At 53.0% G+C, this 24688-nt stretch carries 24 protein-coding genes; 9 read left to right on the forward strand and 15 right to left on the reverse strand.

The window, feature by feature from the left end:
• Window positions 1-144: 144 nt before the first annotated feature.
• The gene (locus tag E0E20_RS11265) at window positions 145-639 is read right to left on the reverse strand and encodes a ribonuclease H-like YkuK family protein (RefSeq protein ID WP_165444085.1); all 495 of its coding nucleotides are present in this window, start codon (window positions 637-639) and stop codon (window positions 145-147) included.
• 112 nt (window positions 640-751) lie between these two features.
• The gene (locus E0E20_RS11270; RefSeq protein ID WP_130838294.1) at window positions 752-1783 is read right to left on the reverse strand and encodes a LacI family DNA-binding transcriptional regulator; all 1032 of its coding nucleotides are present in this window, start codon (window positions 1781-1783) and stop codon (window positions 752-754) included.
• Window positions 1784-1810: 27 nt separating this feature from the next.
• Between E0E20_RS11270 and E0E20_RS14820 the strand changes: the two genes are divergently transcribed.
• The 6 genes from E0E20_RS14820 to E0E20_RS11300 all read left to right on the forward strand — a co-directional run bounded on the left by E0E20_RS14820 (window position 1811) and on the right by E0E20_RS11300 (window position 8233).
• The gene (locus tag E0E20_RS14820) at window positions 1811-1921 is read left to right on the forward strand and encodes a hypothetical protein (protein WP_130838295.1); all 111 of its coding nucleotides are present in this window, start codon (window positions 1811-1813) and stop codon (window positions 1919-1921) included.
• A gap of 67 nt (window positions 1922-1988) precedes the next feature.
• Window positions 1989-3446: a glycoside hydrolase family 32 protein gene (locus E0E20_RS11280; RefSeq protein WP_130838296.1), complete on the forward strand. Its 1458-nt coding sequence runs from the start codon at window positions 1989-1991 to the stop codon at window positions 3444-3446.
• 223 nt (window positions 3447-3669) lie between these two features.
• On the forward strand, window positions 3670-4812 hold the full coding sequence (locus E0E20_RS11285; protein WP_242622775.1) for an ABC transporter substrate-binding protein: 1143 nt from the start codon (window positions 3670-3672) through the stop codon (window positions 4810-4812).
• A 163-nt stretch (window positions 4813-4975) separates the two neighbouring features.
• Window positions 4976-5845 (forward strand): carbohydrate ABC transporter permease, encoded by an 870-nt coding sequence (locus E0E20_RS11290; protein ID WP_130838298.1) that lies wholly within the window; start codon window positions 4976-4978, stop codon window positions 5843-5845.
• A 19-nt stretch (window positions 5846-5864) separates the two neighbouring features.
• Window positions 5865-6704: a carbohydrate ABC transporter permease gene (locus tag E0E20_RS11295; RefSeq protein WP_130838299.1), complete on the forward strand. Its 840-nt coding sequence runs from the start codon at window positions 5865-5867 to the stop codon at window positions 6702-6704.
• A complete protein-coding gene (locus E0E20_RS11300; protein ID WP_242622771.1) occupies window positions 6701-8233 on the forward strand; it encodes a glycoside hydrolase family 32 protein in 1533 nt (510 codons plus the stop codon). Before E0E20_RS11295 ends, E0E20_RS11300 begins: the two co-directional genes overlap by 4 nt.
• 17 nt (window positions 8234-8250) lie before the next feature.
• Here E0E20_RS11300 and E0E20_RS11305 read toward each other — a convergent pair whose 3' ends face one another.
• The 3 genes from E0E20_RS11305 to E0E20_RS14825 form a co-directional block, all read right to left on the reverse strand.
• Window positions 8251-8997: a metallophosphoesterase gene (locus tag E0E20_RS11305; protein WP_130838300.1), complete on the reverse strand. Its 747-nt coding sequence runs from the start codon at window positions 8995-8997 to the stop codon at window positions 8251-8253.
• 84 nt (window positions 8998-9081) lie between these two features.
• Complete coding sequence (locus tag E0E20_RS11310; protein WP_242622776.1) at window positions 9082-9417, reverse strand: DUF2812 domain-containing protein; 336 nt, start codon at window positions 9415-9417, stop codon at window positions 9082-9084.
• 12 nt (window positions 9418-9429) lie between these two features.
• Window positions 9430-9600: a helix-turn-helix transcriptional regulator gene (locus E0E20_RS14825; protein WP_330508949.1), complete on the reverse strand. Its 171-nt coding sequence runs from the start codon at window positions 9598-9600 to the stop codon at window positions 9430-9432.
• Window positions 9601-9949: 349 nt separating this feature from the next.
• Between E0E20_RS14825 and ytvI the strand changes: the two genes are divergently transcribed.
• Window positions 9950-11023: a sporulation integral membrane protein YtvI gene (ytvI, locus tag E0E20_RS11320; RefSeq protein ID WP_130838302.1), complete on the forward strand. Its 1074-nt coding sequence runs from the start codon at window positions 9950-9952 to the stop codon at window positions 11021-11023.
• Here the strand turns inward: ytvI and E0E20_RS11325 are convergent.
• From E0E20_RS11325 to E0E20_RS11355, 7 genes are all read right to left on the reverse strand, one after another.
• The gene (locus E0E20_RS11325; RefSeq protein ID WP_130838303.1) at window positions 11016-11207 is read right to left on the reverse strand and encodes a hypothetical protein; all 192 of its coding nucleotides are present in this window, start codon (window positions 11205-11207) and stop codon (window positions 11016-11018) included. The genes ytvI and E0E20_RS11325 overlap by 8 nt on opposite strands.
• Before the next feature lie 280 nt (window positions 11208-11487).
• The gene (locus tag E0E20_RS11330) at window positions 11488-12759 is read right to left on the reverse strand and encodes a helix-turn-helix transcriptional regulator (RefSeq protein WP_130838304.1); all 1272 of its coding nucleotides are present in this window, start codon (window positions 12757-12759) and stop codon (window positions 11488-11490) included.
• A 74-nt stretch (window positions 12760-12833) separates the two neighbouring features.
• Complete coding sequence (locus tag E0E20_RS11335) at window positions 12834-14243, reverse strand: MFS transporter (RefSeq protein ID WP_242622772.1); 1410 nt, start codon at window positions 14241-14243, stop codon at window positions 12834-12836.
• A 167-nt stretch (window positions 14244-14410) separates the two neighbouring features.
• Window positions 14411-14638 (reverse strand): polya polymerase, encoded by a 228-nt coding sequence (locus E0E20_RS11340; protein WP_130838305.1) that lies wholly within the window; start codon window positions 14636-14638, stop codon window positions 14411-14413.
• Window positions 14635-17157, reverse strand: coding sequence for a glycoside hydrolase family 3 N-terminal domain-containing protein (locus E0E20_RS11345; protein ID WP_130838306.1), 2523 nt, complete (start codon window positions 17155-17157; stop codon window positions 14635-14637). The genes E0E20_RS11340 and E0E20_RS11345 overlap by 4 nt, the downstream gene beginning before the upstream one ends.
• 54 nt (window positions 17158-17211) lie before the next feature.
• Window positions 17212-18789 (reverse strand): DUF5605 domain-containing protein, encoded by a 1578-nt coding sequence (locus tag E0E20_RS11350; protein ID WP_165444086.1) that lies wholly within the window; start codon window positions 18787-18789, stop codon window positions 17212-17214.
• A gap of 15 nt (window positions 18790-18804) precedes the next feature.
• On the reverse strand, window positions 18805-19386 hold the full coding sequence (locus E0E20_RS11355) for a TetR/AcrR family transcriptional regulator (RefSeq protein WP_130838308.1): 582 nt from the start codon (window positions 19384-19386) through the stop codon (window positions 18805-18807).
• Between the two features lie 175 nt (window positions 19387-19561).
• On the opposite strand from E0E20_RS11355, the gene E0E20_RS11360 reads away from it, so the two are divergent.
• Together E0E20_RS11360 and E0E20_RS11365 are read left to right on the forward strand one after the other, a co-directional pair.
• The gene (locus tag E0E20_RS11360; RefSeq protein WP_130838309.1) at window positions 19562-20914 is read left to right on the forward strand and encodes an MATE family efflux transporter; all 1353 of its coding nucleotides are present in this window, start codon (window positions 19562-19564) and stop codon (window positions 20912-20914) included.
• A gap of 113 nt (window positions 20915-21027) precedes the next feature.
• A complete protein-coding gene (locus E0E20_RS11365; RefSeq protein ID WP_130838310.1) occupies window positions 21028-22050 on the forward strand; it encodes an AEC family transporter in 1023 nt (340 codons plus the stop codon).
• On the opposite strand, the gene E0E20_RS11370 is transcribed toward E0E20_RS11365, so the two are convergent.
• The 3 genes from E0E20_RS11370 to E0E20_RS11380 are packed head-to-tail and all read right to left on the reverse strand — an operon-like array spanning window position 21966 to window position 24688.
• A complete protein-coding gene (locus E0E20_RS11370; protein WP_130838311.1) occupies window positions 21966-22658 on the reverse strand; it encodes a class I SAM-dependent methyltransferase in 693 nt (230 codons plus the stop codon). The two genes, E0E20_RS11365 and E0E20_RS11370, sit on opposite strands and share 85 nt — an antisense overlap.
• A gap of 3 nt (window positions 22659-22661) precedes the next feature.
• Window positions 22662-23924 carry an ABC transporter substrate-binding protein gene (locus E0E20_RS11375; protein ID WP_130838312.1) on the reverse strand — a complete coding sequence of 421 codons (1263 nt, stop codon included), beginning with the start codon at window positions 23922-23924 and terminating at the stop codon, window positions 22662-22664.
• Window positions 23921-24688, reverse strand: coding sequence for an ABC transporter ATP-binding protein (locus tag E0E20_RS11380; RefSeq protein WP_130838313.1), 768 nt, complete (start codon window positions 24686-24688; stop codon window positions 23921-23923). The genes E0E20_RS11375 and E0E20_RS11380 overlap by 4 nt, the downstream gene beginning before the upstream one ends.

Below are 24688 nucleotides of genomic sequence, written 5' to 3' on the forward strand. Positions count from 1 at the left end.
TCAATCTCTATAAAATACAACATATAACAAATTTATTATATCGACTCGTTACCGAGCAGTCTATGCGCATACATTCTAAATTCTAGTTAACACATATAAACTTAATAAATTAGCTTAATTTACAGCATTATTCTCCCATCGCATTCACTTCGTAATTCTGTCCGCAATCGTACTCGCCACGAAGCTGTCCGGTTTGATCTGGCAGTCGTAGCCGCAGGCCCTGATCCAGCCGACCAGCTCGGGGATCAGCTCTCTTGTTTTGCCGTTCGTACTGTTGCCGGCATCCACATGGATTGCGATCGGACAGTTAAGGTACATCTCCTCGTACTTTTCGTCGCTCTCCATCATTCTCACCAGCTCCTCCGCCACCCGCAGGCTGTCGTCCGTCTCGATATGCAGCTTGGTTCTGACATCGCGCACCAGCGGCTGCCGCGTGATCTCATAGAAAAAGATCCCGCCGTGCCCCTCGCAGACGACGGCAATCACCGAGACGAGCTTCGTGTGGTCAAAATTCTGAGAATCCGTACCCACGATGATATGAATCGGCGTGTCGTACTCCATATGCTTCTGATAGAACATCAGGATCCTGTCCGGAATCTCCGAGATGTCCATTTTTCCATAGGTCGGACTCTTGAACATCGCCCCCTCCCCGCCGCCACATTCATTAATCCGGGCAGCACGCACCGAAAAATCCATACAGGCGATTTCTCGGCCGCGATCGCATCAGCGTGATTTTTCACACTAACTGCTTTTATGGCAAACTCCTGATCTGTAGCACGCTCTGACGGCGCAGAATCTGATATGGCACATTAAACGCGCCTCCGTCAAAATCCGGAGCCGCAAGGTATTCGAGCAGCAGATGCGCCGCTTTGACACCGGTATCTGGTGTTGCATGGCGGATAGTCGTAAGGGATGGACGGATTGCTCCTGCAAGCTCCGTATCATCCACTCCGGTTACGGAAATGTGCTCCGGAACCTTAATATGATTGTCATACATGAAATCAATCGCACCTACTGCCATATTATCGCAGGCGCACAGAACAGCCGTGGGCAGAGCGGAGGATTTTTCATAGATCTCATGCATGCCCCTGTAACCGGCATCAATCGTAAATGCATCCTGAAAAGCAATCATATCCTGACGTATCGGCAGGCTGCATTCTTTCATTCCTTTCATATAACCGTCATATCTTTTCTTTCCTGCCGAGAGGTCGTGAAGAGGGCCTCCCACAAAAGCAATCTGCCGGTGTCCCATATGATATAAAAAATGAACCATATCACAGATAGCCTGTTTGTTGTCCATGTTGACAGAGCTGCATGGAACTTTCAGATCAAATTCCGGTACATCCTGACAGACATAAATGACCGGTATGTGATTTCTGTGGATCCACATCATATGTTCTCCGGGAATATGGATATTTGCCATGATAACGCCGTCAACCTGCTTGTTCTTCAATACATTAAGAAAATGGATCTCTTTCTCGAGCTCCCCGTCGGTTTCACAGATAATGAGATTATACCCAAGCGGCGTGACAACACTATTGATCCCCTGCATAATTCTGCCGAAAACATTATTCGATATGTCCGGAAAAAGCACACCAATAAGCTTATTGGATTTATGGGCGGCCTTTTTTGCCGATATATTTGGAATGTAGCCAAGCTCTCTTACCGCTTCCATGACCCGGCGGCACGTCTCCGCTGAAACAATGCCGCTCTGATTCATGACTCTGGAAACCGTTGAAATTGAAACGCCTGCAGCTTCCGCAACTTCATTGATTGTAACCATATAAACTCCGAACGTTGAAAACCCAAAATGAAAGCAAATAGCACAGATCATGAAACTTATGAAAATAGTTGCATATTTTCAATGAAAAGGCAAGAAAACAATGGTTTGCATAATCAAGGGATGAAAACTTTGTTTTAATTGCGTATATTATGCCGCAATAAAATACCGTAGGATATGGGTATCCTAAATAAGGAAGTGTATCCACATGAAGAACGTTTTTTATCAGCCAAAGGATGGATGGGTCGGTGACACCATTCCATTCGCACATGACGGAAAGTTTTATATCTTTTATCTTCACGATGAAAGAAAAGGCCATACGGAGGATGAATACGGCTACCGTACCAGCTGGAACCTGTTGGTGACAGAAGACGGCGTCAATATAACAGACTATGGCGTGGTTCTGCCGGTTGGCGGATATAACGAAGCGGATTATGCCTGTTATACCGGTTCGGTTATTGAGGATAAGGCCGGAGGCTTTCATCTTTTTTACACAGCGCAGAATAATTACAATCCCAAATACCATAAGAACGGCCGTCCACTGCAGTTTATTGCCCACGCAACCAGCAGCGACCTGATTCACTGGGACAAGGATCCAGCGTCAACCTTTGGAGCCGGCGAGTCGATCTATGAGCCGTGGGACTGGCGTGATCCCTATGTGTTCTTCAATGAAGACGACGGCTGCTACAACATGCTGCTCGCCGCAAGAACCATAGGTGCAGGCAGCAAAAACGGAGGATGTGTGGGCCTATGCAAATCAAAGGATCTGATCCACTGGAAAGCACAGCAGCCGTTTTATAGTCCGAAATCCTATATGACGCATGAGTGTCCGGATCTGTTTAAGATGGGCGGCAGGTGGTATCTCGTTTATTCAACCTTCTCTGAGAAGTTTGTTACACATTACCGCGTTGCCGATTCCATCTGCGGACCATGGATCGCACCAATCGAAGATACTTTTGACGGACGCGCTTTCTATGCCGCCAAGACCGCAGCGACAAACGGCAACCGCTTCGCTTTCGCATGGGTTCCCACAAAACGCGGTGACAGCGATTATGGTCAATATGAATGGGGCGGGACACTGATCGTGCATGAAATACAGCAACAGGCCGATGGAAAGCTGACCGTTCATCCGCCGGAAGCTCTGACAGCATCGTTTCATCAGGAGATCACGCCGCAAGAGCTGACGGACACCACAGTAAAACTTGTTAATCAGGAAGGCCGCAGGGGAATTGCTGTAAACGGAATGCCTGAAACCTGCATGATTGAAGCCGATATTACGTTTTCAGAGAATACAAGGTCCTTTGCTCTCGCAGTAAGGCAGGACTCTCTGCTGGAGGAGGGATATTTCCTGCGGCTTGAGCCGTTCTACAATCGAATCGTAGCGGATATGTGGCCAAGGCGCCCGGCAGGTGTGAATCAATGGTATATCGACGGCGACAAGCCCTTTATGCTCGAGCTGGAAAGGCCTTTTGATTACAGAAAACTGGAACAGAATAAAATTCATCTCCGCTTGATTGCAGATGGTTCCATCCTTTGCCTGTATGTTAACGACGAGGTCGCGCTCACAACAAGGGGGTATGTCACAGAACGTAAACACTGGGGATTTCTGGTGAATGACGGAAGTATAGAAATCTCTGATGTTCATATGTTTTCAAGAGCTGAATAAACAGCTCACAAAGGAGGACAACATGTTGTACAAAAAGTTTAGAGGTATTGGGATAATGGGACTTGCAACGGCAATGGTTCTGGCAGGCTGCGGCACAGGAGCAGCTTCCGCATCAGAAGCGCAGACCACAGCAGACGCAGCGGAGGTACAGGAACCCGCTGCGTCTTCCGGAGAGGCAAGAGAGATCCACTATTTCTCTTCCAGATCCGCATCGGACGACACGATGGTCACTCTCCAGGAGATTACGGATGAATATAATGCGCAGGGAGGAAACATCAAGCTCGTCATCGACAGCAATGCGGATCGATCTTCCTATGACCAGAAGCTGCGTACTATGATCGCGGGCGGCCAAATGCCTGATATGTTTGATCTGGATGCCACACCGTATGCCGTTGAACTGGGTGAGCAGGGAATGCTGGCAGATATGGATGCATTTCTGGAGGAAATCGGAGAAAAGGACAGTTACATTCCTCTTGCTCTGAATTACGGACGCACTTCGGATGGTAAGCTGTATACACTGCCTCTGGAGCTTTCCACCGAAATGATCTGGTATAACACGGACATGTTTGCAGACGCCGGCGTGGAAGCACCCAAAACTCTGGATGATCTTCTGGCGGTGTGCAAAGCATTGCAGGACAAAGGCTATACTCCCTTTGGCATCGGCGGCGGTGATGGCTGGCCTCTCCTCAGGCTCCTTGCCACCTATCCTTTCCGTATGACAGGCAATGATTTTCTGAATCAGCTTGCATCCGGTGAAGCGAAAATGACAGATGCCGCAGGCACTGCAGCCTGTGAGTTCATGGCAGAGATAGGCTCTTATTTCCAGCCCGGATTCTCTACAACAGACGTTGCAACCGGTCTTAACTTGTTTCTCGGCGGTAAATGTGCCATGTATCCGACCGGCACATGGGAGCTGAACTACTTTACCGATGAAAACCGTCCGGAAGAGTTGAACGTAAGCTATTTTTATATGCCTGTATGTGACGGCGCTGTAACAAAACCTAACGAATACTGGGCATTCGGCGGCATCGGTCTGGCCGTCAACCCGAATGTCTTTGACAATCAGTATAAAGATTACCTGACCTTCATCGTTAAGAATTACAGCCCCGCATACTTTGCACACCAGCATCTTGCGCCGCAGAAAGTTGAAACGGACAACACCTCCATGTTTGATCCTCTGTTCCTGCAGGTGATGGATGATACGGCAAAAATCGGCGATACGGCAGCACGCCCATGGGATGTTGTACTGAATGAGGATGTCATTGCAACAATCAATGACAATCTGCCCGGTCTGTGTATGGGCGAAGAATCGCCTGAGGATTTCGCAGCCGCTGTCGACGAAGCGCTTGAGGCTAACGCGAAATAACCATACCGGCCAGTACACATAATAGGTTCCGGATAGAACTGCTGCATTACCAGAATCTGACACAAACAGCCGTGAATGAGAACAATGACATCCGCAGCATGTTGTGCAAATTCAGTTTAATGCGGCAGTTCATCCCGTCATAATCGGAGTGAAGAAAGAAAACATGAAAGTTCTGCGTGATAAAAAGGCAATCGCATTCTTCCTTCTTCCCGGGCTGATCGTGTATTCCATCATGGTCATGATTCCGATAGGCGTTTCCGTCTATTACAGTATGATCGATTGGGATGGCATCGGGCCGAAGAAGTTCGTCGGTATAAATAACTTCATCAAACTATTCCGCGACGATGTTTTTGTAAGAGCATTCAGCAATAATCTGATTTATATAGTGATTGTCATGTCGCTTCAGCTGGGACTGGGCTTTATCATTGCCGTATTGCTGACCTATCTGAAAAAAGGGAGAGGATTTATTCAGACAGTCTATTATATCCCCTCTGTCATCACTGTGATTGCGATTGCGCAATTGTTTACGAGCTTTTATTCATACGAACCGATCGGCCTGTTCAATATTTTTCGCGAGTGGATTGGACTGGAACCGATTGCATTCTTAAGCGAATACAAGACAGTATTGGCCGCTGTTGCCTCAGTAGAGGGCTGGCAGTACATCGGCATTTATATGATTATTTTCTACTCCGCACTTGTATCGGTCTCCCCGGATATTCTGGAAGCCGCCAGAATTGACGGTGCCACAGAGCTTCAACTTCTGTTCCGCGTCCGGATCCCCTCGATTGCAAACGTAATCATGCTTGCCTGTATCCTGAGTCTTGTCGGCGCGCTTCGCGGTTTTGCCGCTCCTATGAATATGACGAAAGGCGGTCCGAACCACCGCTCCGAGATCCTTGCAACATATATGTACAAAAAAGCTTTCACCAGCCGGGACTACGGATATGGCAGTGCCATTGCTGTCGTGATTGTGGTTCTGAGCATTATCGGCGTTCTCCTGATCAGCCGGTATATGGACAGAGAAGATACGTGATCGTGACAAAGGATAGAAAATGAACTATATACTTCGCAACAGACTAAAAAAATTAATCTACTGGTTTGTTATGCTTGCATTTCTGGTCATTCAGGCATATCCGATCCTCTGGCTCCTGTTTGCAGCTTTTCGCCCGAACATGGAACTGCTGACCGAACCGTTCCGTTTTCCGAAACAACTGACTTCGGAAAACTTTGTGACAATCTTTACCACCAGCCATGTTCTTACCTATATCAAAAACAGCGCCATTGTCTCCATGATCTCTCTGGCTCTTATTGTGATTCTGAGCTCAATGGCTTCCTTTGCCATTGCGAAGATGAAATTCGCCGGAAGCAGAAAAGTCTACCGTTTCTTCCTGATCGGACTTACCGTTCCGTATTCCATAACGTTGATTCCTCTGTTTACCATGTTTGCACGTATCGGTCTGGTAGATACCAGAATCAGCGTTATCCTGCCTCTTCTGGCATTCCAGCTTCCAGTCTCGGTTATGCTTTTTGTCAATTTTTATGCGTTTATTCCTGACGAAATCGTGGAAGCCGCGGTAATCGACGGTGCAAGTATCTATGAAATTTACGCCAAAATCATTATTCCGCTCTCGCTGAACACCATACTGACTGTACTTGCAATGAACTTTATCACGGTGTGGAATGATTACACTTTTAGTCTGGTTTTCATTAACAGCACGGAGCTCAAGACCATCTCCATCGGACTCACTGATTTTATCGGGCCACGGGGACTCAAGGACTGGGGCGCAACGTATGCGGCCATTGCTCTTTCTATTCTTCCAACATTAGCGCTTTATTTCTCTCTGAACACAAAAATGACCGCCGGTATGACGCTCGGAGCCGTAAAATCGTGAATGAATATAAAGCAAGGCAGACAGTGATTCAAAACGCAGAATGCGATCATATTGAAAGTATGCCCATGACAAAAACACAGGCGATCATTATCCGTCCGCAGCGGCATTTTGCCCTGCGGCATGGCTGGATCAACGATCCCAATGGCCTTGTATGGTTTCGAGGACGATACCATTTATATTTTCAATGCAACCCCTACGGCAATGAGTGGGGCAAGATGCACTGGGGACATGCCGTAAGCAAAGACCTGATCCACTGGGAAGAATGTGTTCCATCTCTGATACCGGATCATTTATACGAGAATTACCAGCGCGGGGGCTGTTTTTCCGGATCAGTCATTGTACATAAAAATCGGCTGTATGCTTTCTATACCGCTGTCTCGATGCGGGGCGGGCAGCCTGTTCCGGCGCAGTGCATCGCATATTCCGATGACGGATATACGTTCGTGAAGCCTGCGGAAAACCCCATCATCCCGGAGCGGCCATGTGAAAGCCATGATTTCCGCGATCCGAAAGTCATATTTTACAAGGACCGCTGGCAGATGATTGTCGGGGGCTCGAGCGGCGATGCCGCAGACCTGAAAAGCCACGGACGCATTTATCTGTATCATTCCCTGGACTTGTTCCATTGGAATTATGATGGAATTCTATATGAGGCGCCGGACGGCGAGGGAACCATGTTCGAATGCCCGGATCTTTTTGAAATCAACGGAAAATGGATTATCACTGCATCGCCGATGAATCGCACTGATTTCCGGCCAACAGTGTATATGACTGGTGTTGTGAATTTCAAAAACTGCCTGTTCTGCAAGGAATATTCAGGAACATTGGACTACGGCCCGCATTTTTATGCTTCACAGGTTTATTATGACAGATACCGTCAGCCAGTGTCGATGGCATGGCTGGGAGGCTGGGAATGGATGCCTTGGATCCACGATCACGGGCCGTCAGAAAAAAATGGTTATCGGGGCATTCTGTCCTATCCGCGCCTCGTCTCACTGGATGAGAACGGAAGACTACGGATGAAACCGTACATCAATGCACACGGAGGTAAAACACTCGAAGAAAATGATGCCGCTTCAAGATACGCAGAACAGCTGTCCAGAACAATCTCACGCGGTTCCTCTGCAGAGCTTGTATCCTCCGATGCAGAAAACACGATAATACATTTGCAGGGTGTCATCGAAAAAGGCAAAGCCAGTTCCGCAGTGACTCTCTCTTTATGTGATGAAGACGAGCACAGGATAGAGCTTACTATGGATTTTCTGTTTGGCAATATCATTGCCAATACAACAGGAGCAGATGTCTGGACTGCGAATGGGATCAAGATTTTCAAGTCTGACATTGAAGATGAAACCGTCATTCTGTTCGATCTACTTCGGGATGGGAATGTTCTGGAGATATTCCTTTTCGACGGGAAATATAACTACACTTCCATGATTTACCCGACGAACGGCAGGATAAAAATTCTGATTACAGCGAAAGGCGCACCGATCCGAATCAGATACTCAATCACAGACGATATCCCGTAACGCTGCCTGCCGCCGCATCACTCCAATATTTTCAGCGGCTTCCAGCGCAGATAGTCCCCCGAAACCAGATGATAGCTTCTCCCGCGGTATTCGCCGTGGATGCTGTCATGAAATCTTCTCTCTCCATGGCAGTGCGCATAGATCACCTGCTCCGCGCCGTATTCCTCGGCCATATCCGTGAACCCGCTCCGCTCCTCCATAATATTGGTCGGAGGATAATGCAGAAACATGATAAATTTGCGGCAGCCATCCTTTTTTGCCAGCTCGAAGGACGTCCGAAGCCTCATCAGCTCCCGCGAAACGAGCTTCTTTGCATGTTCCTCCGCCTCCTCATCCCAGCCCGTGATCCGTCCCCGGCGGTCCAGATAAAACGGCCCCTCGAACGTAAATCCCTTGGTGGCGACAAGGGCATAATCCCGGTAGACCGCATAGTCGTCCTGCAAAAAGGTCAGCTGCGGCTGATACCGTTCATTCAGCTGCCGCGTCTTCTTCACATCCCAGAACATGTCATGATTGCCGCGGGTAAGTATCTTCCTGCCCGGAAGATCGCAGATATACTGCAGATCCGCCTCGCATTCTGCAAGATTTCTGCCCCAGCTGTGATCGCCCGCGAGCACGAGGGTATCCCGGCCGCCAAGGAGCTTTTCGCAGTTCTTCCGCAGCTTCTCCTCATGATTCCTCCACACCCGGTCATGGAGCTGTCCCGGCGCTTTCAGCACCGACTGATAATGCAGATGCAGATCACCGATCGCGTACAAGCTCATGCGCAGCATACCTCTTCTTCCGGAATTATGTGTTCATCCGGTTTTCGTCCTTTAGCCTTTTCAGCTTGATCCCGCAGTATACGATCAGGAAATCGCAGATGACAAACAGAAGACCGAATGTGATGCCCAAGAACAGCCCCAGTCCTCCTTTGCGGAGGCGGCTGCCGCCGGTTTCCTGAAATATAACCACCCCACACATTTCGCAAAGTACTCCCAGCCGAAATCTTCCATCATCTGCATATATTCGGCGGTCTGCTCCTTATTCCTGTAATCCAGTCTGTAAATGGTATCCTCCGGCTCGCAGGCCTCAAAAATATAAAAGCACGGAGGAACCATTCTGGCAAGCTTCCAGCCTTTCTTATGCTGCTCTCTGAGCCAGATTTCCTCCTCGGCGAAATCGGCAATCGAAAAGAAGCGCATCAACGTTTTTTTTTATGAAATACTTTCTCCTTTACTGTTTTTATACAGCCTCTCGATTCTTCTGATTTCCGCGGAAAGAATTTCCCGTCCCAGCTCTGTGATCCGGTACAGCTTTCGCTTTTCTTCTTTACGGCAGAAATGAATCAGGCCGTCTTTCTCCATTTTTGAAAGCGTTCCGTACATGGTTCCCGCGCTGATCGTGACGGCGCCCCGGTCATTTCCTTTACCTGCTGACTGATTCCGTATCCGTGCTGCGGGGTTTGCAGACAATACAGAATATAAAAGCCGGTCTCTGTCATCGGAACATAGATTCTCAAAATCAGAACCGTCGGATAAAGCGGCGGTTCAAACTTTTCTGGTATAATGATGGCGTCAGGCCGGAGAGGCGGCTCCGCCCGCGATAACCCGAAATCCCGGCGCCTGCGATAACCCGGAATTCCGGCCAAAGGGAATTTTTGATATTGCTTTGTTGATTCAAAGAGGACAGCCACGATCACCGGCGCGCCGCGCGGCCGGATATGGAGGTGGACGCTTGCAGATCGAAAAGATGCATGCCTTTATCATCAGAATCCTGTTTTACTGCATTATCCTCGGGCTGGCCTACGCCGTGCTGAAATACGCGCTGCCGCTCCTGATGCCCTTTCTGGTTGCATTTCTCATCGCCTTTATCCTGAAGCCCGTGATCAACCGGGTGACGCAGAGGACAAAACTGGGGCGCAAGCCCGTTTCGGTTTTGCTGCTCATTGCATTTTATGTTCTGGCGGCCGCGCTCATCGCGGTGCTGGGTACGCGGCTCGTGATTTTCTTCCGCGATATTTTCTACGCGATGCCGCAGGTGTACGACACGGCTGTGGCCCCGGCGCTGAATTCGCTGCAGGACACACTGGAAAACTGGGTACTGGCCCTGAATCCCACGCTGACGGATGTTGTGGAAAGCACCGGCAACAATCTGTCGTCCTCGCTGTCCTCCATGGTTACGGCGATTTCTGCGGGCGCCCTCAGCGCGGCGACGAATGTCGCCGGTTCCGTGCCGTCGTTCCTCATTAAGTTCATCATCACCATCGTCGCGTCGTTTTTCTTCGTTGCGGACTATTACACCATCACCTCTTTCCTTGCGCGGCAGCTGCCCCCGAAAGCACGGGACATGCTGTTCAAGGCAAAGGAAAAGGGCGTGGTCGTTATTTTCCAATTCGGCCGGGCCTACGCCATTTTGCTGAGCATTACTTTCGTAGAGCTTCTCATCGGCTTTTCGCTGCTGCGGGTGGATTACGCCCTGCTCATCGCGCTGCTCACCGCCATTCTCGATATCCTGCCTGTGGTCGGCACCGGCACGGTGCTCCTCCCGTGGGCGGCGGGCATGCTGATCCTCGGCAACTTCCCGCTGGGCATCGGGCTCCTCATTTTGTATGCCGTCATCACCGTCGTGCGCCAGACGCTTGAGCCGCGCGTGGTGGGCAAGCAGATCGGTCTGTATCCGCTGGTGACGCTGGTGTGCATGTTTGTCGGCACCTATCTGTTCGGCTTTGTCGGGCTGTTCGGCCTGCCCATCATCGCCACGATTCTGGTGCAGCTCAACCGGAGCGGAGACATTCAGCTGTTCAAATGACTCTGCGCCGGTCGTAACAATCACCATGAATACCAGTCCGCACACCACGGTATCCTGTGCCGTTCAGCGTGTAGCCCATGACATTCGCTCTCTGCGGCGTAACCGGATTGCCGTTCTCATCGCGGAACTGATCCCACGCATGAAAACTCCTGTCCGGAACCCGATAGCGATAATAGGACTGCATCGCAATATAGTCGGAATTATCCAGCCGTACCGTATCGCCGGGCCCCAGCTTTGCCAGAATCTCCTCGGGATGATCTGCACCGAAGCCAACTCCTCGTCAGGCCCCGGAAGAGGAGAAAGATACTGAAAAAAACGGCCCCTGAAATTCTCCTTTGCCGGAATATAAAAGGAGAACTTACTAGACCGCCCTGTATCTGCAGTATAGTAAAAAGAGGCTTTGTACTCTGAATATAAATTGGCGCTTGAAGATAAATTTTGGCGGCCTTTGATCATGAGACAGATCATTCCCGGGCCGGGTTTCTCCCTCTCCTCCGGCTCCGGTACTGTGCCGGCGTCATACCGACAAGCTCCCGGAAAATTCTTCCGAAATAATTCCGTGTGCCGAACTGAAGATCATCACTGATCTCCTGAATCCCTTTCCGGGTTGTGATCAGCTCGATCTTCGCATACTCGATGCGGGCCTTATTGATGTAGTCCGTCATCCGCATTCCGGTCTCTCTGTAAAATTTTTTTGTAAAATAATATCCCGAATAGCCCAGCTCCTGCGCAATCCTCTCGGCCGAAAGCGACTCCCTCAGATGAGCGCGGATATAATCGCAGCAGGCGCGGACCGTATCAGACACATTCGGATCGGATTTTGCCTCGCGGACGCCCCGGACAAAGCGTTCAATCATCTCTTCCGATTGCGGGATGAGATCGTTCATATTCCGGCATGCTTCAAATTTTGACACATATTCCCGCCGAAGATCCCGGGCGGCTCCGGCGGACATTCCCCCCTCCGCCGCAGCTCTTGTACAGAGCGCACAGAAGATCATCAGCGTATTCTTTCCATCCCGCAGAGGATCTCCCGTCTGCGAGATCAGCTCCCCGCCAAGCGCTCCCGTCTCCTCCATCACCTGCATATAATCGGGATTCCCGTCGCGGATCGCTTTCAGGATCTGCTCCTCCGCGCGGCTCATCCTTTCGACATCAAGCTGCGAATACGCGGCAGGCCCAGAGGAATCATATTCCGAAGCCGGGTGCCGGATCTCTCCCTCATCCTGATACCGGTTCTGCTCCTCATCCTGATGGAATACCACTGCACCGGGCGACAGATGCTCCTCCGTCAGCATAAAATGCAGGGCGCTTCCCAGCCGCTCAATCTCGCCGACCGTCATCACCGGAATCTCTTTGAAAATCCGGAACAGCGGGCTTTTGACCGAAACGGAAAGCGTCATCTCCCTGAGCCGCTCCTCCAGACTCTTCAAGGTCATCCGATTATAACAGAGCGGGCCGAACGTGATGAGAAGCTCTCCCCCGCTTTCGAGCGGCGCTCTTTCCGCACACCAGAGAAGCCCCAGCGCATCGCTGAAGAGCTGCGGCTCTGAAAGCTCTTTCTTCTTTCGGATCTTGTCCAGAACGCCGAGCTGAAACAGAGGCAAAAGCTCTTTCTCGTTCGGGCTGGTGGAATAATAAAACTGTCCCTCCGTCCCGAAGCACCACGTCCCGATATTGGCGCACGAGAGCTCTCCCGCTATGAGCCGTATTCTTTCCTCAACCGGAACATACCCCATTCCTGTCCGTCGGCGCCGTGCCGTCCTCCTGATGGCCTCATTCTACCATACAGGAGCTTTCGCATACAGGAGATTTACCGCTCTTCTGCGGTATCCGTTCCGTTCTGTGCGGCAATCGCGTCGCGTCTCTTCTGATTATCCGCACGAATCTCTTCGATCTGTCCGCCGAGCTTATATTGTCTGAGCGTCAGCGCAGTAAGAATGTACAGGATCATCGGCACCAGAGAGAACAGCATGCGGATCATGATGACGGAGGATTCCGGAGTCGTCGCAGCATCGCCGGTGAAGCCGGATATCGCAAGGAGAATCCCCAGAATGCCGGTTCCGGCAGCCGCACCGACCTTGCTTGCCAGTCCGGTGATTGAGCTCATGGTTCCCTCCATTCTGTGATTTCCCTGCCATTCATTGAAGTCGGCACACTCAATGATGACGAGTGCGATCAGCATACTTGCAGGAACGGTGCCGGCGCCGGTCAGAACAGCCGCAATCAGCAGGAGCACGATATGAGAGCCTGCAAAGAAGTTGAGGAGATAGCCCAGCGCAGAGATCAGAAAACCGGCCGTCATAAGCCGGATGGTTGAAAACTTCGCAATCAGCCGGGGAAACAGAAACGCCAGCGGAATCACGACAACGGTTGCCAGAGAGGCCACACCCATCAGGTCGACGTTTTTGACGATGTAGGTATAATAGTAAACGTTGACACCCATGTTGCAGACAAAATTAAACACCAGATTCATGAGTGCAAGAATCAGAATATACCGGTTCGTTTTGACACAGGTGACGATATCCCTGAGCTTAAGCTGCTCCGTCTGACCGGCTTTCGCATCGACATCATATTTCTCCGGAACAAAGAGCATGCGCAGCAGTCCGATTGCCGCGAACGGTACGGCAAACATGGCGACCAGAGCGGACCATCCGGCCGCGCTGGTTGCAACCCTTGCCATAATCATCGGAAACGCAACGTTGAAAACAACCGCCACCAGCATCGTGACAACCGAGCCGTAGGAGGTGAGCTTCACAATCTGCTTGTCCTTGAATGCACGGACCATATAGGGCGTTCCGTTTGCATTGAGAAACGTGTAGCAGACCGCATTCGCAAGACAGTACATCGCGAAGATCCAGACCGCCTTTACCGTCTGGCTCCATCCGACCGGCGTGGAAAAGAGCAGCCACGTGCAGAGCCAGAAGCCGACAATAAACACCTCATAGGGTCGGGCTTTCCCCCAGCGGGTCTTCGTCTTATCGACAAGAAAGCCGGCGACGGCATCCGTGATTCCGTCAACGACTTTGGAGGCCATCAGGAGCACCGAAACCAGCGCCGGATTGACTTTCAGAGTATCCGTGCAGTAAATCATCAGGAAGCCATAGAGCAAAACAAGGATCGTCGTTGAGATCATCCTGCTCTGCCAGATCATCAGTTTTCCGAATCCGATTCTGCTTTCCGGATCCCGGACCTTTCCCCTTTTCTCTGCTGCCCTATCCATTCCGTACCCCTCCATGGAAATCATCTCCCCTGCGGCAGTCCCGCTCCCGGCGCCCATGTTCCGGGGATTTTCCCGAAGAACTGCCGCTGCTGCTGAAAGGATCATATCAATGGATGGTGTTTCCTCCTGCACAATCTTTCGTCATTTTTGATCTGATTTTGATCTTGTCATTGCAGGAACTCTTTCAGAAGCTCTGCATCCGCCTCCAGCTCACAGCACAGCTCTCCTCCCGGAATAAAGCCCTCACCGCCTGCCGCCGTCGCAAAAAGATACTGCGACAGGGTCGATTTCAGATTGAGCCGGTCTCCCTCCGCCGTCTGATAGAGAACCTCGCCTCTGCAGCGGGCAGCGGTCTTTATGAAGCGGATCAGATCCGCATTCTTTTTCAGCTTCATACGCTTTCTTTCACCTCCGCCGCTGCATAAAATTTCCGGTCCTTCCCTTGAATGTACTGATCGCCGGCGATGATAAAGGCGCCGCGCAGCGGGAGTTCATGGGAAGCTCCCCCGATAAGAACCTCAATCCTGCCCTGCTCGATCTTCCAGCGCCCGCTTTCGTCAAGAAAGGCCGTCTGAGACGGTTCCACAGTGAATGTGACGGTCTTCTTCTCCCCCGGGCGAAGCTTCACGCGCACAAATCCGGCAAGCTCCATGACAGGCCTTGTCATCGACGCATAGACATCTTTCAGATACAGCTGGACGGTCTCCGTGCCGCTCCGACTTCCGGTGTTCTGCACATCACAGGAGATTCTGAGCTTTCCGGACGGCCCCACCGATACGGCATCGCATTCCGCATCTCCCACGTTCAGACCGCTGTATGCAAACGTCGTATAGGACAGCCCCTGCCCAAAGAAATACCGCGGCAGATGCGACATATCGACATAGTTTTTGAAGCCGATGCTGCCGCCCTGATGCCATGCCGAGCCGCTCGGATGATTATAGTAGATCGGAATCTGTCCGGCGCTCCTTGCGCAGGTCACAGGCATCTTTCCCGACGGATTATTGACCCCGAGAAGCGTCTCCGTGATTGCCTGCGCTCCTTTTTCCGACGGGTTCCAGCACTCGAGGATCGCATCGAGATATTCGTCTGCGACATCGCTCGAAATCGGTCTTCCGTCAAAGTGAAGACCGATCATCGGTTTCCCCAGCTCGTGTGCTTTCAGAATAAACGCATCCTGTGCTGCCGGCAGGTTGATATCTGTCCCGTCCACACCCTCGCCCATGGACGCCACAGAGCACGATCCGTGCTTTCCGCCAAGCGTCACGAGAATCACATCGGCATCCCCGCAGACTCTCAGAGCCTCATCAAAGCCCGATTCATCCGCGCCGGCAATATAGTAGCCGTGAGCACAGCGTATCTCCGCTTCCGGCAGAGTCCTTGCAAGCTCCTCGCGCAGGCTGAGACAGTCCGGATGGATCCAGCGGAGGATTTCATCGAATTCCTCCGTCTCATCGCTCTGGATATCCGTCCCGGGCACATGAAGATACGTCTTTCCCTCCGTCGTTCCGGATTCTCCGACACCGGCCGTGGAGTTCGCCACGGCGTGCACCGCTTCCACCATGGACAGGTGTGTATAGCCGCCGAAGAACTGGCGGGCATTACCCCCATGCGGTCCGATGAGTGCGATCGCCAGTTTTTCTTTTCCGTTCTTTCTGAGCTCTGCCATCCGCTCAGAATCCAGCGGCAGCACACCGTTGTTTTTCAAAAGCACGATGGATTCCCTCGCAGACTGCAGAGAAACCTCATCGTTCTCCGGCCTGTCAAAGAGCTTTTTCAGACTTTCTGCATCCTGTGCATACGGATGCTCAAAGAGGCCCATACGGAACTTCGCTGCAAGGACATTCCGGACGGCGCGGTCCAGCGAGGCAAGCTCCGCGCAGGCTGTCCCGGTCTCCCGATGAAGTCTTTCCTCTGCTTCCAGCACCTCCCGGAACTCCGCCTGACCGAACGCATCCCCATCCGGAAGCTCACAGTCCATCCCGGCGTTCAGGCATTTCAGTCCAGCCTGTGCTTTCGTCTCACCGACTCTCTGCACCTCGTGGACATTGCCGACCGCGCCGTAGTCCGAGACGACACAGCCGTCAAATCCCATCTCCTCGCGAAGCAGCCTTGTCAGAACTTTTTTCGACGCAGAATTCGGGATTCCGCTGACACAGTTATAGCTCGGCATGACCGCATGAAGATCCGCTTCTGCAATGGCCGCCTGAAAAGCCTTTCCGTAAACCTCATCCAGCAGCGCATCCCCGATATCTACATTTGCGCCATGAATACCGCCCTGCGAATTATGAAAGCCCAAAAAATGCTTTGCACAGGCATCGGCGTGTCTTCCGTCTGTTCCTGTTTCCTGAATTCCATGGACATACGCGGCTCCGAGAGCCGCCCCGAGCGTCGGGTCCTCGCCATAGCTCTCTCCCTGCCGTCCCATTCTGGAATCGCGGGAAACGTCAAGAACCGGCGCCAGAATCTGTGTGATGCCCGCCGCCAACTCCTCGCGCGCCACAATCCCGCCGATCTTCCTCTCGAGCTCCGGATCAAAAGAGGAGCCCCGGCCGATTCCGGACGGAAAGCTCGTCGCGCCGATGATGAACGGGCCGCACAAGCCCTCCATATGAAATACCGCCGGAATATGATGCGGACTTTGTTCCATGATTTTCTTCTGCGTATCTCTCTGGAACTTCACCACCTCTTCCAGAGAGTGAAGCTCGCGGACATGCAGCGTCGAAACCTGACCGATGCCGTTTTCAAACAGCTTGGCATATGCCGCATCATCGATGCCGTGCTCTCCCCGCATCCTGTCCGTCAGACCCCAGATTCCGCGGATCTGGGCGATTTTTTCATCCAGCGTCAGCTCCTCCAGAAGTGCATCCGCCCTCTCTTTCGGTGATAACGCAGTATTTTTATATGCTTCGCTCATGGCATCTCTCCTCCGCGATGCCGACAGCCGCCGAATCGCCCGCCGGGACGATGGTCAGCAATCTGCATTCTGTTTTTCTTCCACCGCCAGAACCGCCATCCACGGCCTCGAGGGAAGCTCGACCCATATCGTTCCGCAGGCCCCGGTCTGCACCGTCTCGCGGGTCATATTCCATGTGTCGATCACATCGATCGTATATTTTTTATTCTCCGGCAGCTCCATCCGCGTCCTGCAGCTGCACAGAATATCGCAGTAGTGAAGAATGGCGGAATCATCCGCTGTTCTCCCGAAGCTCTCCGGTTCACATGCAAAGAAACGTTCTGCCTCTTCCCTCGGCATGCGGAGCGTCGATTTCATAAAGAAGCGCATATTCTCCGGAACGTTCTGCTCGCCCAGCACTTTTTCCACTTCTCCGCCCTGCACGCCGATAAACTGCGCCAGCTTCTGCAGGCCGGAAAGCTGCGGTTCCAGCGGCGCCGGCAGTGCTTCGATAATTCCGCGGAGAAACGCAATCCGCTCCGGGCTCCTGCCGGTGAGCTTTCCCCCTCTTGCCCACCACACAATTTCCGTTTCATCCGGGAAGAACGTCTCGCCGTGGGTGCAGGAGGCGCCGCGGACCATCGCCCGCCAGAATCTTGCGGTCATCTCCTCTCCGCTGATGGCGCCCCAGCTGTCCGGAAGATTTCCCTCATAGCAGCACTCATCGATGGAGACCGGCTTGCCGAATTTCTGCTGCATCTCGGGAATGCGGGAGAGCTGTTTTGTCTGCCATGACATATGTGAGATGTTTGCGCGCGACGCATCGTAGTACATAAAGCAGTTGTGATTCGAGAGCAGATGGTGATAGGGGTCATGATCCGCGACAAACTGCTCGATCTCATGCCAGTCCTCCATGGACTTTGCCGGGCAGAGATCATATTCATTCGCAAGGCTCCACCACAGCTTCGGATACGCGGCAAAGCGGCGCAGCAGATAATCGAGATAGATCAGATTGTCCTTTTGCGGCATGGAGGAAAATCCCCAGCGGTCATACGGATGGAACAGAATCAGGTCGACCTCGATTCCGATCTCGAACAGCTGATTCAGCCGCTTCTCAAAGGCATCCCAGAACGCAAAGCAGGGATGCGAGGGATCCCACCTGCCATCCTCTGTTTTCTCAAAGGCATAATACTTAGGCTCGTTGCTGTTATAGCTGTAATGCTTCGGAAACACGCACATCCGAATCTTATTGAACGGCGCGGAGCGCAGCGTCTCTATCGTCTCGTCCATCAGCTCGTCGGACTGGTGGGCAAGCGCGTAGACAGTCGTACCGAAGCCGTAATACGGCGTACTGTCCTCATAAAAGAAGTGAATACCCTGCGCGCGGACAATTCCGTGCTGCCCCGGCCTCGCAGGCGCGACCTCGACCGTGCCGCTTTCTTCCGCGAGCCCTCTGACCACATAGCGGTACTGCCCTGCCTCTTCCGGCAGAAAGCGCAGCTTACATTGTCCGTTTCCTGCATAAAAGCCTTTTACGGTGTGCGTCCTGCCATTTACGGTAAATTCTGCGGCAAGGTCGATCGCCGCCTCCGAGCCGTGTTCCGGCCGCGCCTCAAAAACCAGCTCCAGAGTCTCATACTGATACGCTTTCATAGAAAACCTCCCCATTCACTCCCTGTTTTCCCGCGGCTCCCGCATGCTGCCTGCGGCCGCCCCGGTCATCCTCATGATTTCCCCTGCGACGGCCGCGGGCTCCGTCTTCATCCCGCCGCCGAACCAGACGCTGACGGCGCCGGCCGTCCCCCCGGACAGATAGGCGTAATACATCTCCGTAAGCTCGCCGTTTTCCTGCGCGCCGGCGGGCCGCGGCAGTCTCTCTATCATCATGTCACGGCAGATTCTGCCGATTCTGTGCGCGAGAAAAGGATCTCCGTTTTCCGTGAACATGATAAGATACGGCGCGGCAAATTCCTTTGCCTGCATGAGCATCTCTGTGAGAACCGCTTCCACGCCGCGCTCATCGATCTTCCCCAGACTGTCCCGGATGTGGCGCAGCATTTCCCCCTCCGTCTTTTCCATCAGATCATACACGTCAGCGTAATGCTTATAGAACGTTGCGCGGTTGATCCCCGCCCGCACACAGATTTCCTTTACCGTGAGCTTTGAAAGCGGCTTTTCGTGCAGCAGCGCAATGAACGCCGCCCGGACTGCCTGCGTCGTATAGCGCACTCTTGCGTCATTCTGATTCATTGTCGTCCCCCGTTTCTGAATATTTTCTTACATAAACCACCGCTTAATCGTCATTTTTTCCCTTTCTGCCGCGTAAGTTTCATCTGCCGCCGTTTTGATGCTTGCGTATGCACTCACAGGTCCATTATAATCGGCTCACAGTTAATCGACAACTGTTGTTTTTGAGGTGCAGAACATGCCGAACTACGAAAAGCTTTATAAAACCGGCTCCGTCTGGAGATCTCTTCTTTCCATGGCAATTCCGGCTCTGATCACGGTACTTGTCATGATTTTTTACAACATGGCCGACATGTTCTTCATCGGCCGGCTCGGCGACACCTCCATGGTCGCCGCCGTCTCTGTCGTAAGTCCGGTATTCTCCCTGATCATGGGCTTTGCCACTATGATCGGCATCGGCGGAAGCACCATCATCGCGAATGAGCTCGGCGCAGGCAACAGAGAGAAAGCCCGCAGCGCCTCGAGCGTCTGCTTCTGGGCCGCCTTTCTCATCGGTCTTGCCCTAATCACAGTCCTGCTCATGATCCGGCAGCCGCTTTTATCGTTTCTCGGCACAACCCGTGACATGCGGGGCTACGCTTCAACATATTTGACGATCCTCTCTCTGGGGACGCCTTTTCTTCTCATTTCCACAACCATGGCGAACATCGTCCGGTCGGAGGGCGCGATCCGGGATGCGCTTTTCGGAAACATCGCCGGAACTCTGACCAACATCATTCTGGACCCGCTCTTCATCCTCGTTTTCGGCTGGGGCGTAGCGGGAGCTGCCGCGGCGACCGTTATCGGCAACGCCGCCGCGACGTTTCTCTATCTTCTGTATATGAAGCGGAAAGCCGCTGTTCTCACCGTTTCCCCCGCTGCCGCCATGGAGAGCCCTGCCATGCTCTTTCCCATTCTGGCCCTCGGCATCCCGAATGCCGTCAGTACGATTCTCAGCGGGTTTGCCTCCACGTTCAGCAACCGGCTCCTCTCCGAATACGGTACCGCTGCCATCGCCGCCATGGCGGCCGCCGGCAAAGCAGGCATGATCATCGCCATGGTCATGATGGGCATCTGCATGGGGGTCCAGCCCCTCATCGCCTACAATTACGGCGCAAGGGATCACGCCCGGATGAGGGAAATTCTTCAGAAGCTCACTCTCCTCACTCTGGGAATCGGGACCGTCAGCGCCGTCCTGTGCTTTGCCCTCCGCCGCGCGCTCATCGGCATGTTCCTCCGGCAGAGCGAGGCGGCCGCTCTCGGCGAGGTTTTCGTTCCCTTTCTCGTCCTCGGCGCGCCGTTCATGGGCTTTTACTACATCTCCACAAATTTCCTGCAGGCTGCAAAAAACGCCCCCATGGCGACCGTGACCAGCGTTCTTCGCCAAGGGATAATGCTCATTCCTCTGCTGTATGCGCTGCATCATTTCTTCGGGCTCACCGGCATCGCCGCGGCGCACACCGCCGCAGACATCGGCGCAGCGCTCCTCTCCCTGCTGATCGCCCTTGTTCAGTACAGAAAAGAAACCGCCGGAATCACAGCATTGCCATGACCGGCATTGCCGTACTTCCTTTTCGGTATGATAATAGAAGAATGAATGCCTCAGCCGGATTTTAACACGGATTCATCATCACCTGTTTCATCGCCGTTTTTATAAAGGAATGTATGATCGCTGTCATCGAATTTGCCTTTAACGCCATCGCTCCTCTTATTGTCCTGATCCTGCTGGGTTACTGCGGCAGAAAAAGCGGGATGCTGAGCCCCGGCACGCTGACCCAGACCAACAAATTTGTCTATCGCTTCGGCTTTTTTGCCATCATGTTCAAAAATATCTATGATATGGATCTGGATGCGCCGGTTCCGTGGATATTTTTTCTTCTTCTGGTCTTCTCCTATCTTGTTCTCACCGCCGCCGGCGTATTTCTGGCAGACAGAATCACCGCGGTCAAAGGACGGAAGCCCGTTCTGATTCAGGCCATGTTCCGATCCAACTACGCGGTCATCGGGCTTGCCCTCGCGGAATCTCTGGCGGGCGGGGAGGGGCTCGCGCTGGCGTCCATCTGCCAGATACCGGCCATACTGTATTACAATATCGTCAGCACCGTTATTCTAAGCCTCTATCACGGAGCTTCTGAAAGCGGCGTGAATTTTTCCGCGAAGAGATTGGCCGGAGACCTCCTCTCCAATCCCCTCATTCAGGGGATTTCCGCAGGGCTGACCATTGTTCTTGCCCGCAAAGCGTTCCCCTGCTTTTCCGGGGAAAATCCGCTTTTTACGATAAGGAACAACATGACATGGCTCTACGCGTCCATCTCCTATCTGGCCCGTCTCACGACACCGATGGCGCTGATTATCTTAGGCGGGCAGCTGGAGAGGAGTGAAGCGGGCGGCTTCCGGAGAGAGCTGATATCGGGCGTTGTCATGCGGCTGATCGGCGCGCCGGCGGTCGGCTTGTCCATTGCGCTGACCGCCTCGTATGCCCTGCATTTATACACGCTGACGCCGGCCATGACCGGCGTTCTGGTCGCCGCTTTCGGCTCTCCGATGGCGGTTTCCTCCGCAGTGATGAGCGCCGAGATGGGCGCAGACGGGAAGCTCTGTTCTCAGATCATTGTGTGGACGAGCATACTCAGCATGGGCTCTCTGTTCTTCATCATCATGCTGCTGCGGAGCGCCGGAATGCTGTGAGAATGCCCTCTGCCCGGCCGCCGGACACATTTTCCGACCGCCTGATACATTTTCCCATTGGAAACGAGCGTCGTCACATCAAGATACCGCCCCATGATTTCGCCCAGAGCCTCCACGGGCATCAGTCCGTTGGAGACATGGGCCGCTCTCCCGCGATGATGCGCCTCGATCCTTTCGCGGCTCATCCCGTGCGCTATGGTGAGCATGCCGCCGGGCCTTAATCCGGACGCCAGCCTCCGGATCAGCCTTTCCGGATCAGGGAAATGCGGAAACGCGTTATAAACCACGATCCGGTCGAATTTTCTGTCCGATACGATCGTTTCGGCGTCTCCGCAGAGGACCGTGACCCGTGAATCATGGAACTTGCTCTCTGCGATCTCCGCCATTTTGGGGGAAATATCGACCGCGGTGACCGACGAAACCCCTCGGTCAAGATAATCCTGAATCAGAACCCCGGTTCCGCACGCCACATCCAGAACATCCTTTCCCGCGGAAATATCTTCGTTATCGAGGATCATCGCTATGACGTCCTCATGCCGGATCATTTCCGCATCCCAGCCCGGCGCCAGACGATCAAAAAAATCAATTACTTCGCTTGTCTTAATCATCGCTCACTCAAAAAACGCTGCCGTGTCAATCTTCTGGTAGCCGCCGAAGCTGGACGGGGCGGCCTCGATCTGCTCCGCGAGCTCCTGCCCTAAGAACCTCCGCGTGACCTCGTTCATCTTCTCCGTCATGTCGATGTCCCCGAAGCGGTCCGGGTAGACGGTCTTCGCAATAAACCATGTGTTGATCAGGGCAATCTCATAGTTCGTATAGTAGGCATTATACGCCATTTCCAGATAAACCTCTCCGTTCCTCCACGCCCTGCAGCTGTCAAACATGGCAGGGTCCTCAGCATAGAGCGGTTTGATGTTCTTTACCGCCGCGGCGTCCATAATCATGATGTCCATATCCTCGCCGGCGGCAACAAATTTTTCCTCCTCGATCTCCTGAATTCCGGGCGCCTCAAGATCAGTAACAGCATTCTTTACATTCGCGACCTGAAACGGAACGTAGTTCTGCGCCGTCATGAGGTGGTTGGTCGTCCCCCAGTTCCCCAGACCGCAGATATAGACGAGAGGCTTTTCCTCATCCGGGATGTCCGCCGTGCGTTTTGCAATTTCCGCTCGCTCCGTTTCGATGAAGCTGACCAGCGCCTCCGCCTTCTCCTCCTGTCCGAAAAGCTGCCCCAGCATTTTCATGGATCCGGAGAAGCTCTCGTCAAACACGCCGCCCGGGCCGGCTTTCAGCGTAATGACCGGAACGCCGAGCTGTTCCTGCAGCGCATCCTCTTTTTCCGCGTCCTCATACTCGGAAATCACAATATCCGGATTGCAGGAAAGAATCTTTTCCGCCTCCGCCGTCTGTGCCTGCGGGCCGCCGACGCCGCAGGAGGGCAGAACGGCAAAGTGCTCCCCGAACGCGAGCACATAGGGGCGGGCTACGGAATCGAACATCTTCGGCCGCTCCTCAAGAGAGAGGTTATCGATGTCCTCCACCCCGCAGAGCAGGCTGACATCGCCGATGTAGCTGTACATACGCAGCGCCCCCGCGCCGATGCAGACAACGCGCGTATAGCTTCCGGGCGTGACGGTCACCTCACGGCCGATCATGTCAGTAAGCACGATTTCCGCTGCCTCTGCGGCTTCCGTTTCCGCCGCTTCCTCAGAATCTGCCGCCTCTGCGGATGTCTCTTCCGAATCCGGCGCCGCCATATCTGCGGAAGCCGCCTCCTTTGGCGCTGTCTCCGCCGGCGCCGCGGTCTGTCCGCAGGCGCACAGAGAGAGCAGCATGAATACCGTCAGCAGAAACGCCAGAGCTCTGTTCTTCATGATATTTTTCCTCCATTGATAATGATTTTTTTATGATCTATCTCCACGATGCGCACCTCCGCGTCAAAAACCTCGCGAATCGCCGCCTCGGTGATGACCTCTTTTCCTCCCGTATAGAGGATCCGGCCATTTTTTATAAGAAAGAACCGGTCGCCGATCTCCAGCGCCTGATTCAGATCATGAAGAGAAATGAGAATGCCGATGTGCTTCTCTGCTGCGGCACGCCGCGCCTCCGCGAGGATCAGCTGCTCATTGGCAATGTCCAGATTCCCGGTCGGCTCGTCGAAAATCAGCATCCGCGGCTCCTGAACCAGCGCTCTGGCGATGGCGATTTTCTGGCGTTCGCCGCCTGAAAGCTCCTCCACATTGCGATCCGCAAAGGAGGTCAGCCCCATATCGTCCAGCACCTTTTCCACAATTTCTTCGTCTTCTTTTCCGGCCCGGTAAGCGAAGTAAGAAATGCGGCCGGCCAGTATGCTGTCGTAAACGCTCAATGCACCGAACTGTATATTCTGCGGAACATATGCGATGCGCCGCGCCCGCTCCCGGCGGCTCATCCTTATCAGATCCTCGCCGTCAAAGCGCAGGCTCCCGCTCACGGGCTTCAGAATCCCGAGTACGTTTTTGCAGAGCGTGGTTTTCCCGGAGCCGTTTTTCCCTAAGATAATCCCGATCTCTCCGTCCGCAAGCACAAGATCCACATCTCTCAGCACGAAAGGAGAACGTCTGGAATAACGGAAGCAAAGCTTATTGATTTCCAGCAT

The sequence above is a fragment of the Lachnoclostridium sp. Marseille-P6806 genome (assembly GCF_900625025.1).
GTDB lineage: Bacteria > Bacillota > Clostridia > Lachnospirales > Lachnospiraceae > CAG-791.

What these genes read in the sequence shown, in the direction of transcription:
- E0E20_RS11265 (WP_165444085.1), bottom strand. Translation starts at nt 639, where the DNA reads ATGTTCAAGAGTCCGACCTATGGAAAAATGGACATCTCGGAGATTCCG.
- E0E20_RS11270 (WP_130838294.1), bottom strand. Translation starts at nt 1,783, where the DNA reads ATGGTTACAATCAATGAAGTTGCGGAAGCTGCAGGCGTTTCAATTTCA.
- E0E20_RS14820 (WP_130838295.1), top strand. Translation starts at nt 1,811, where the DNA reads ATGAAAGCAAATAGCACAGATCATGAAACTTATGAAAATAGTTGCATA.
- E0E20_RS11280 (WP_130838296.1), top strand. Translation starts at nt 1,989, where the DNA reads ATGAAGAACGTTTTTTATCAGCCAAAGGATGGATGGGTCGGTGACACC.
- E0E20_RS11285 (WP_242622775.1), top strand. Translation starts at nt 3,670, where the DNA reads ATGGTCACTCTCCAGGAGATTACGGATGAATATAATGCGCAGGGAGGA.
- E0E20_RS11290 (WP_130838298.1), top strand. Translation starts at nt 4,976, where the DNA reads ATGAAAGTTCTGCGTGATAAAAAGGCAATCGCATTCTTCCTTCTTCCC.
- E0E20_RS11295 (WP_130838299.1), top strand. Translation starts at nt 5,865, where the DNA reads ATGAACTATATACTTCGCAACAGACTAAAAAAATTAATCTACTGGTTT.
- E0E20_RS11305 (WP_130838300.1), bottom strand. Translation starts at nt 8,997, where the DNA reads ATGAGCTTGTACGCGATCGGTGATCTGCATCTGCATTATCAGTCGGTG.
- E0E20_RS11310 (WP_242622776.1), bottom strand. Translation starts at nt 9,417, where the DNA reads ATGCGCTTCTTTTCGATTGCCGATTTCGCCGAGGAGGAAATCTGGCTC.
- E0E20_RS14825 (WP_330508949.1), bottom strand. Translation starts at nt 9,600, where the DNA reads ATGTACGGAACGCTTTCAAAAATGGAGAAAGACGGCCTGATTCATTTC.
- E0E20_RS11325 (WP_130838303.1), bottom strand. Translation starts at nt 11,207, where the DNA reads ATGCAGTCCTATTATCGCTATCGGGTTCCGGACAGGAGTTTTCATGCG.
- E0E20_RS11330 (WP_130838304.1), bottom strand. Translation starts at nt 12,759, where the DNA reads ATGGGGTATGTTCCGGTTGAGGAAAGAATACGGCTCATAGCGGGAGAG.
- E0E20_RS11335 (WP_242622772.1), bottom strand. Translation starts at nt 14,243, where the DNA reads ATGGATAGGGCAGCAGAGAAAAGGGGAAAGGTCCGGGATCCGGAAAGC.
- E0E20_RS11340 (WP_130838305.1), bottom strand. Translation starts at nt 14,638, where the DNA reads ATGAAGCTGAAAAAGAATGCGGATCTGATCCGCTTCATAAAGACCGCT.
- E0E20_RS11345 (WP_130838306.1), bottom strand. Translation starts at nt 17,157, where the DNA reads ATGAGCGAAGCATATAAAAATACTGCGTTATCACCGAAAGAGAGGGCG.
- E0E20_RS11350 (WP_165444086.1), bottom strand. Translation starts at nt 18,789, where the DNA reads ATGAAAGCGTATCAGTATGAGACTCTGGAGCTGGTTTTTGAGGCGCGG.
- E0E20_RS11355 (WP_130838308.1), bottom strand. Translation starts at nt 19,386, where the DNA reads ATGAATCAGAATGACGCAAGAGTGCGCTATACGACGCAGGCAGTCCGG.
- E0E20_RS11360 (WP_130838309.1), top strand. Translation starts at nt 19,562, where the DNA reads ATGCCGAACTACGAAAAGCTTTATAAAACCGGCTCCGTCTGGAGATCT.
- E0E20_RS11365 (WP_130838310.1), top strand. Translation starts at nt 21,028, where the DNA reads ATGATCGCTGTCATCGAATTTGCCTTTAACGCCATCGCTCCTCTTATT.
- E0E20_RS11370 (WP_130838311.1), bottom strand. Translation starts at nt 22,658, where the DNA reads ATGATTAAGACAAGCGAAGTAATTGATTTTTTTGATCGTCTGGCGCCG.
- E0E20_RS11375 (WP_130838312.1), bottom strand. Translation starts at nt 23,924, where the DNA reads ATGAAGAACAGAGCTCTGGCGTTTCTGCTGACGGTATTCATGCTGCTC.
- E0E20_RS11380 (WP_130838313.1), bottom strand. Translation starts at nt 24,688, where the DNA reads ATGCTGGAAATCAATAAGCTTTGCTTCCGTTATTCCAGACGTTCTCCT.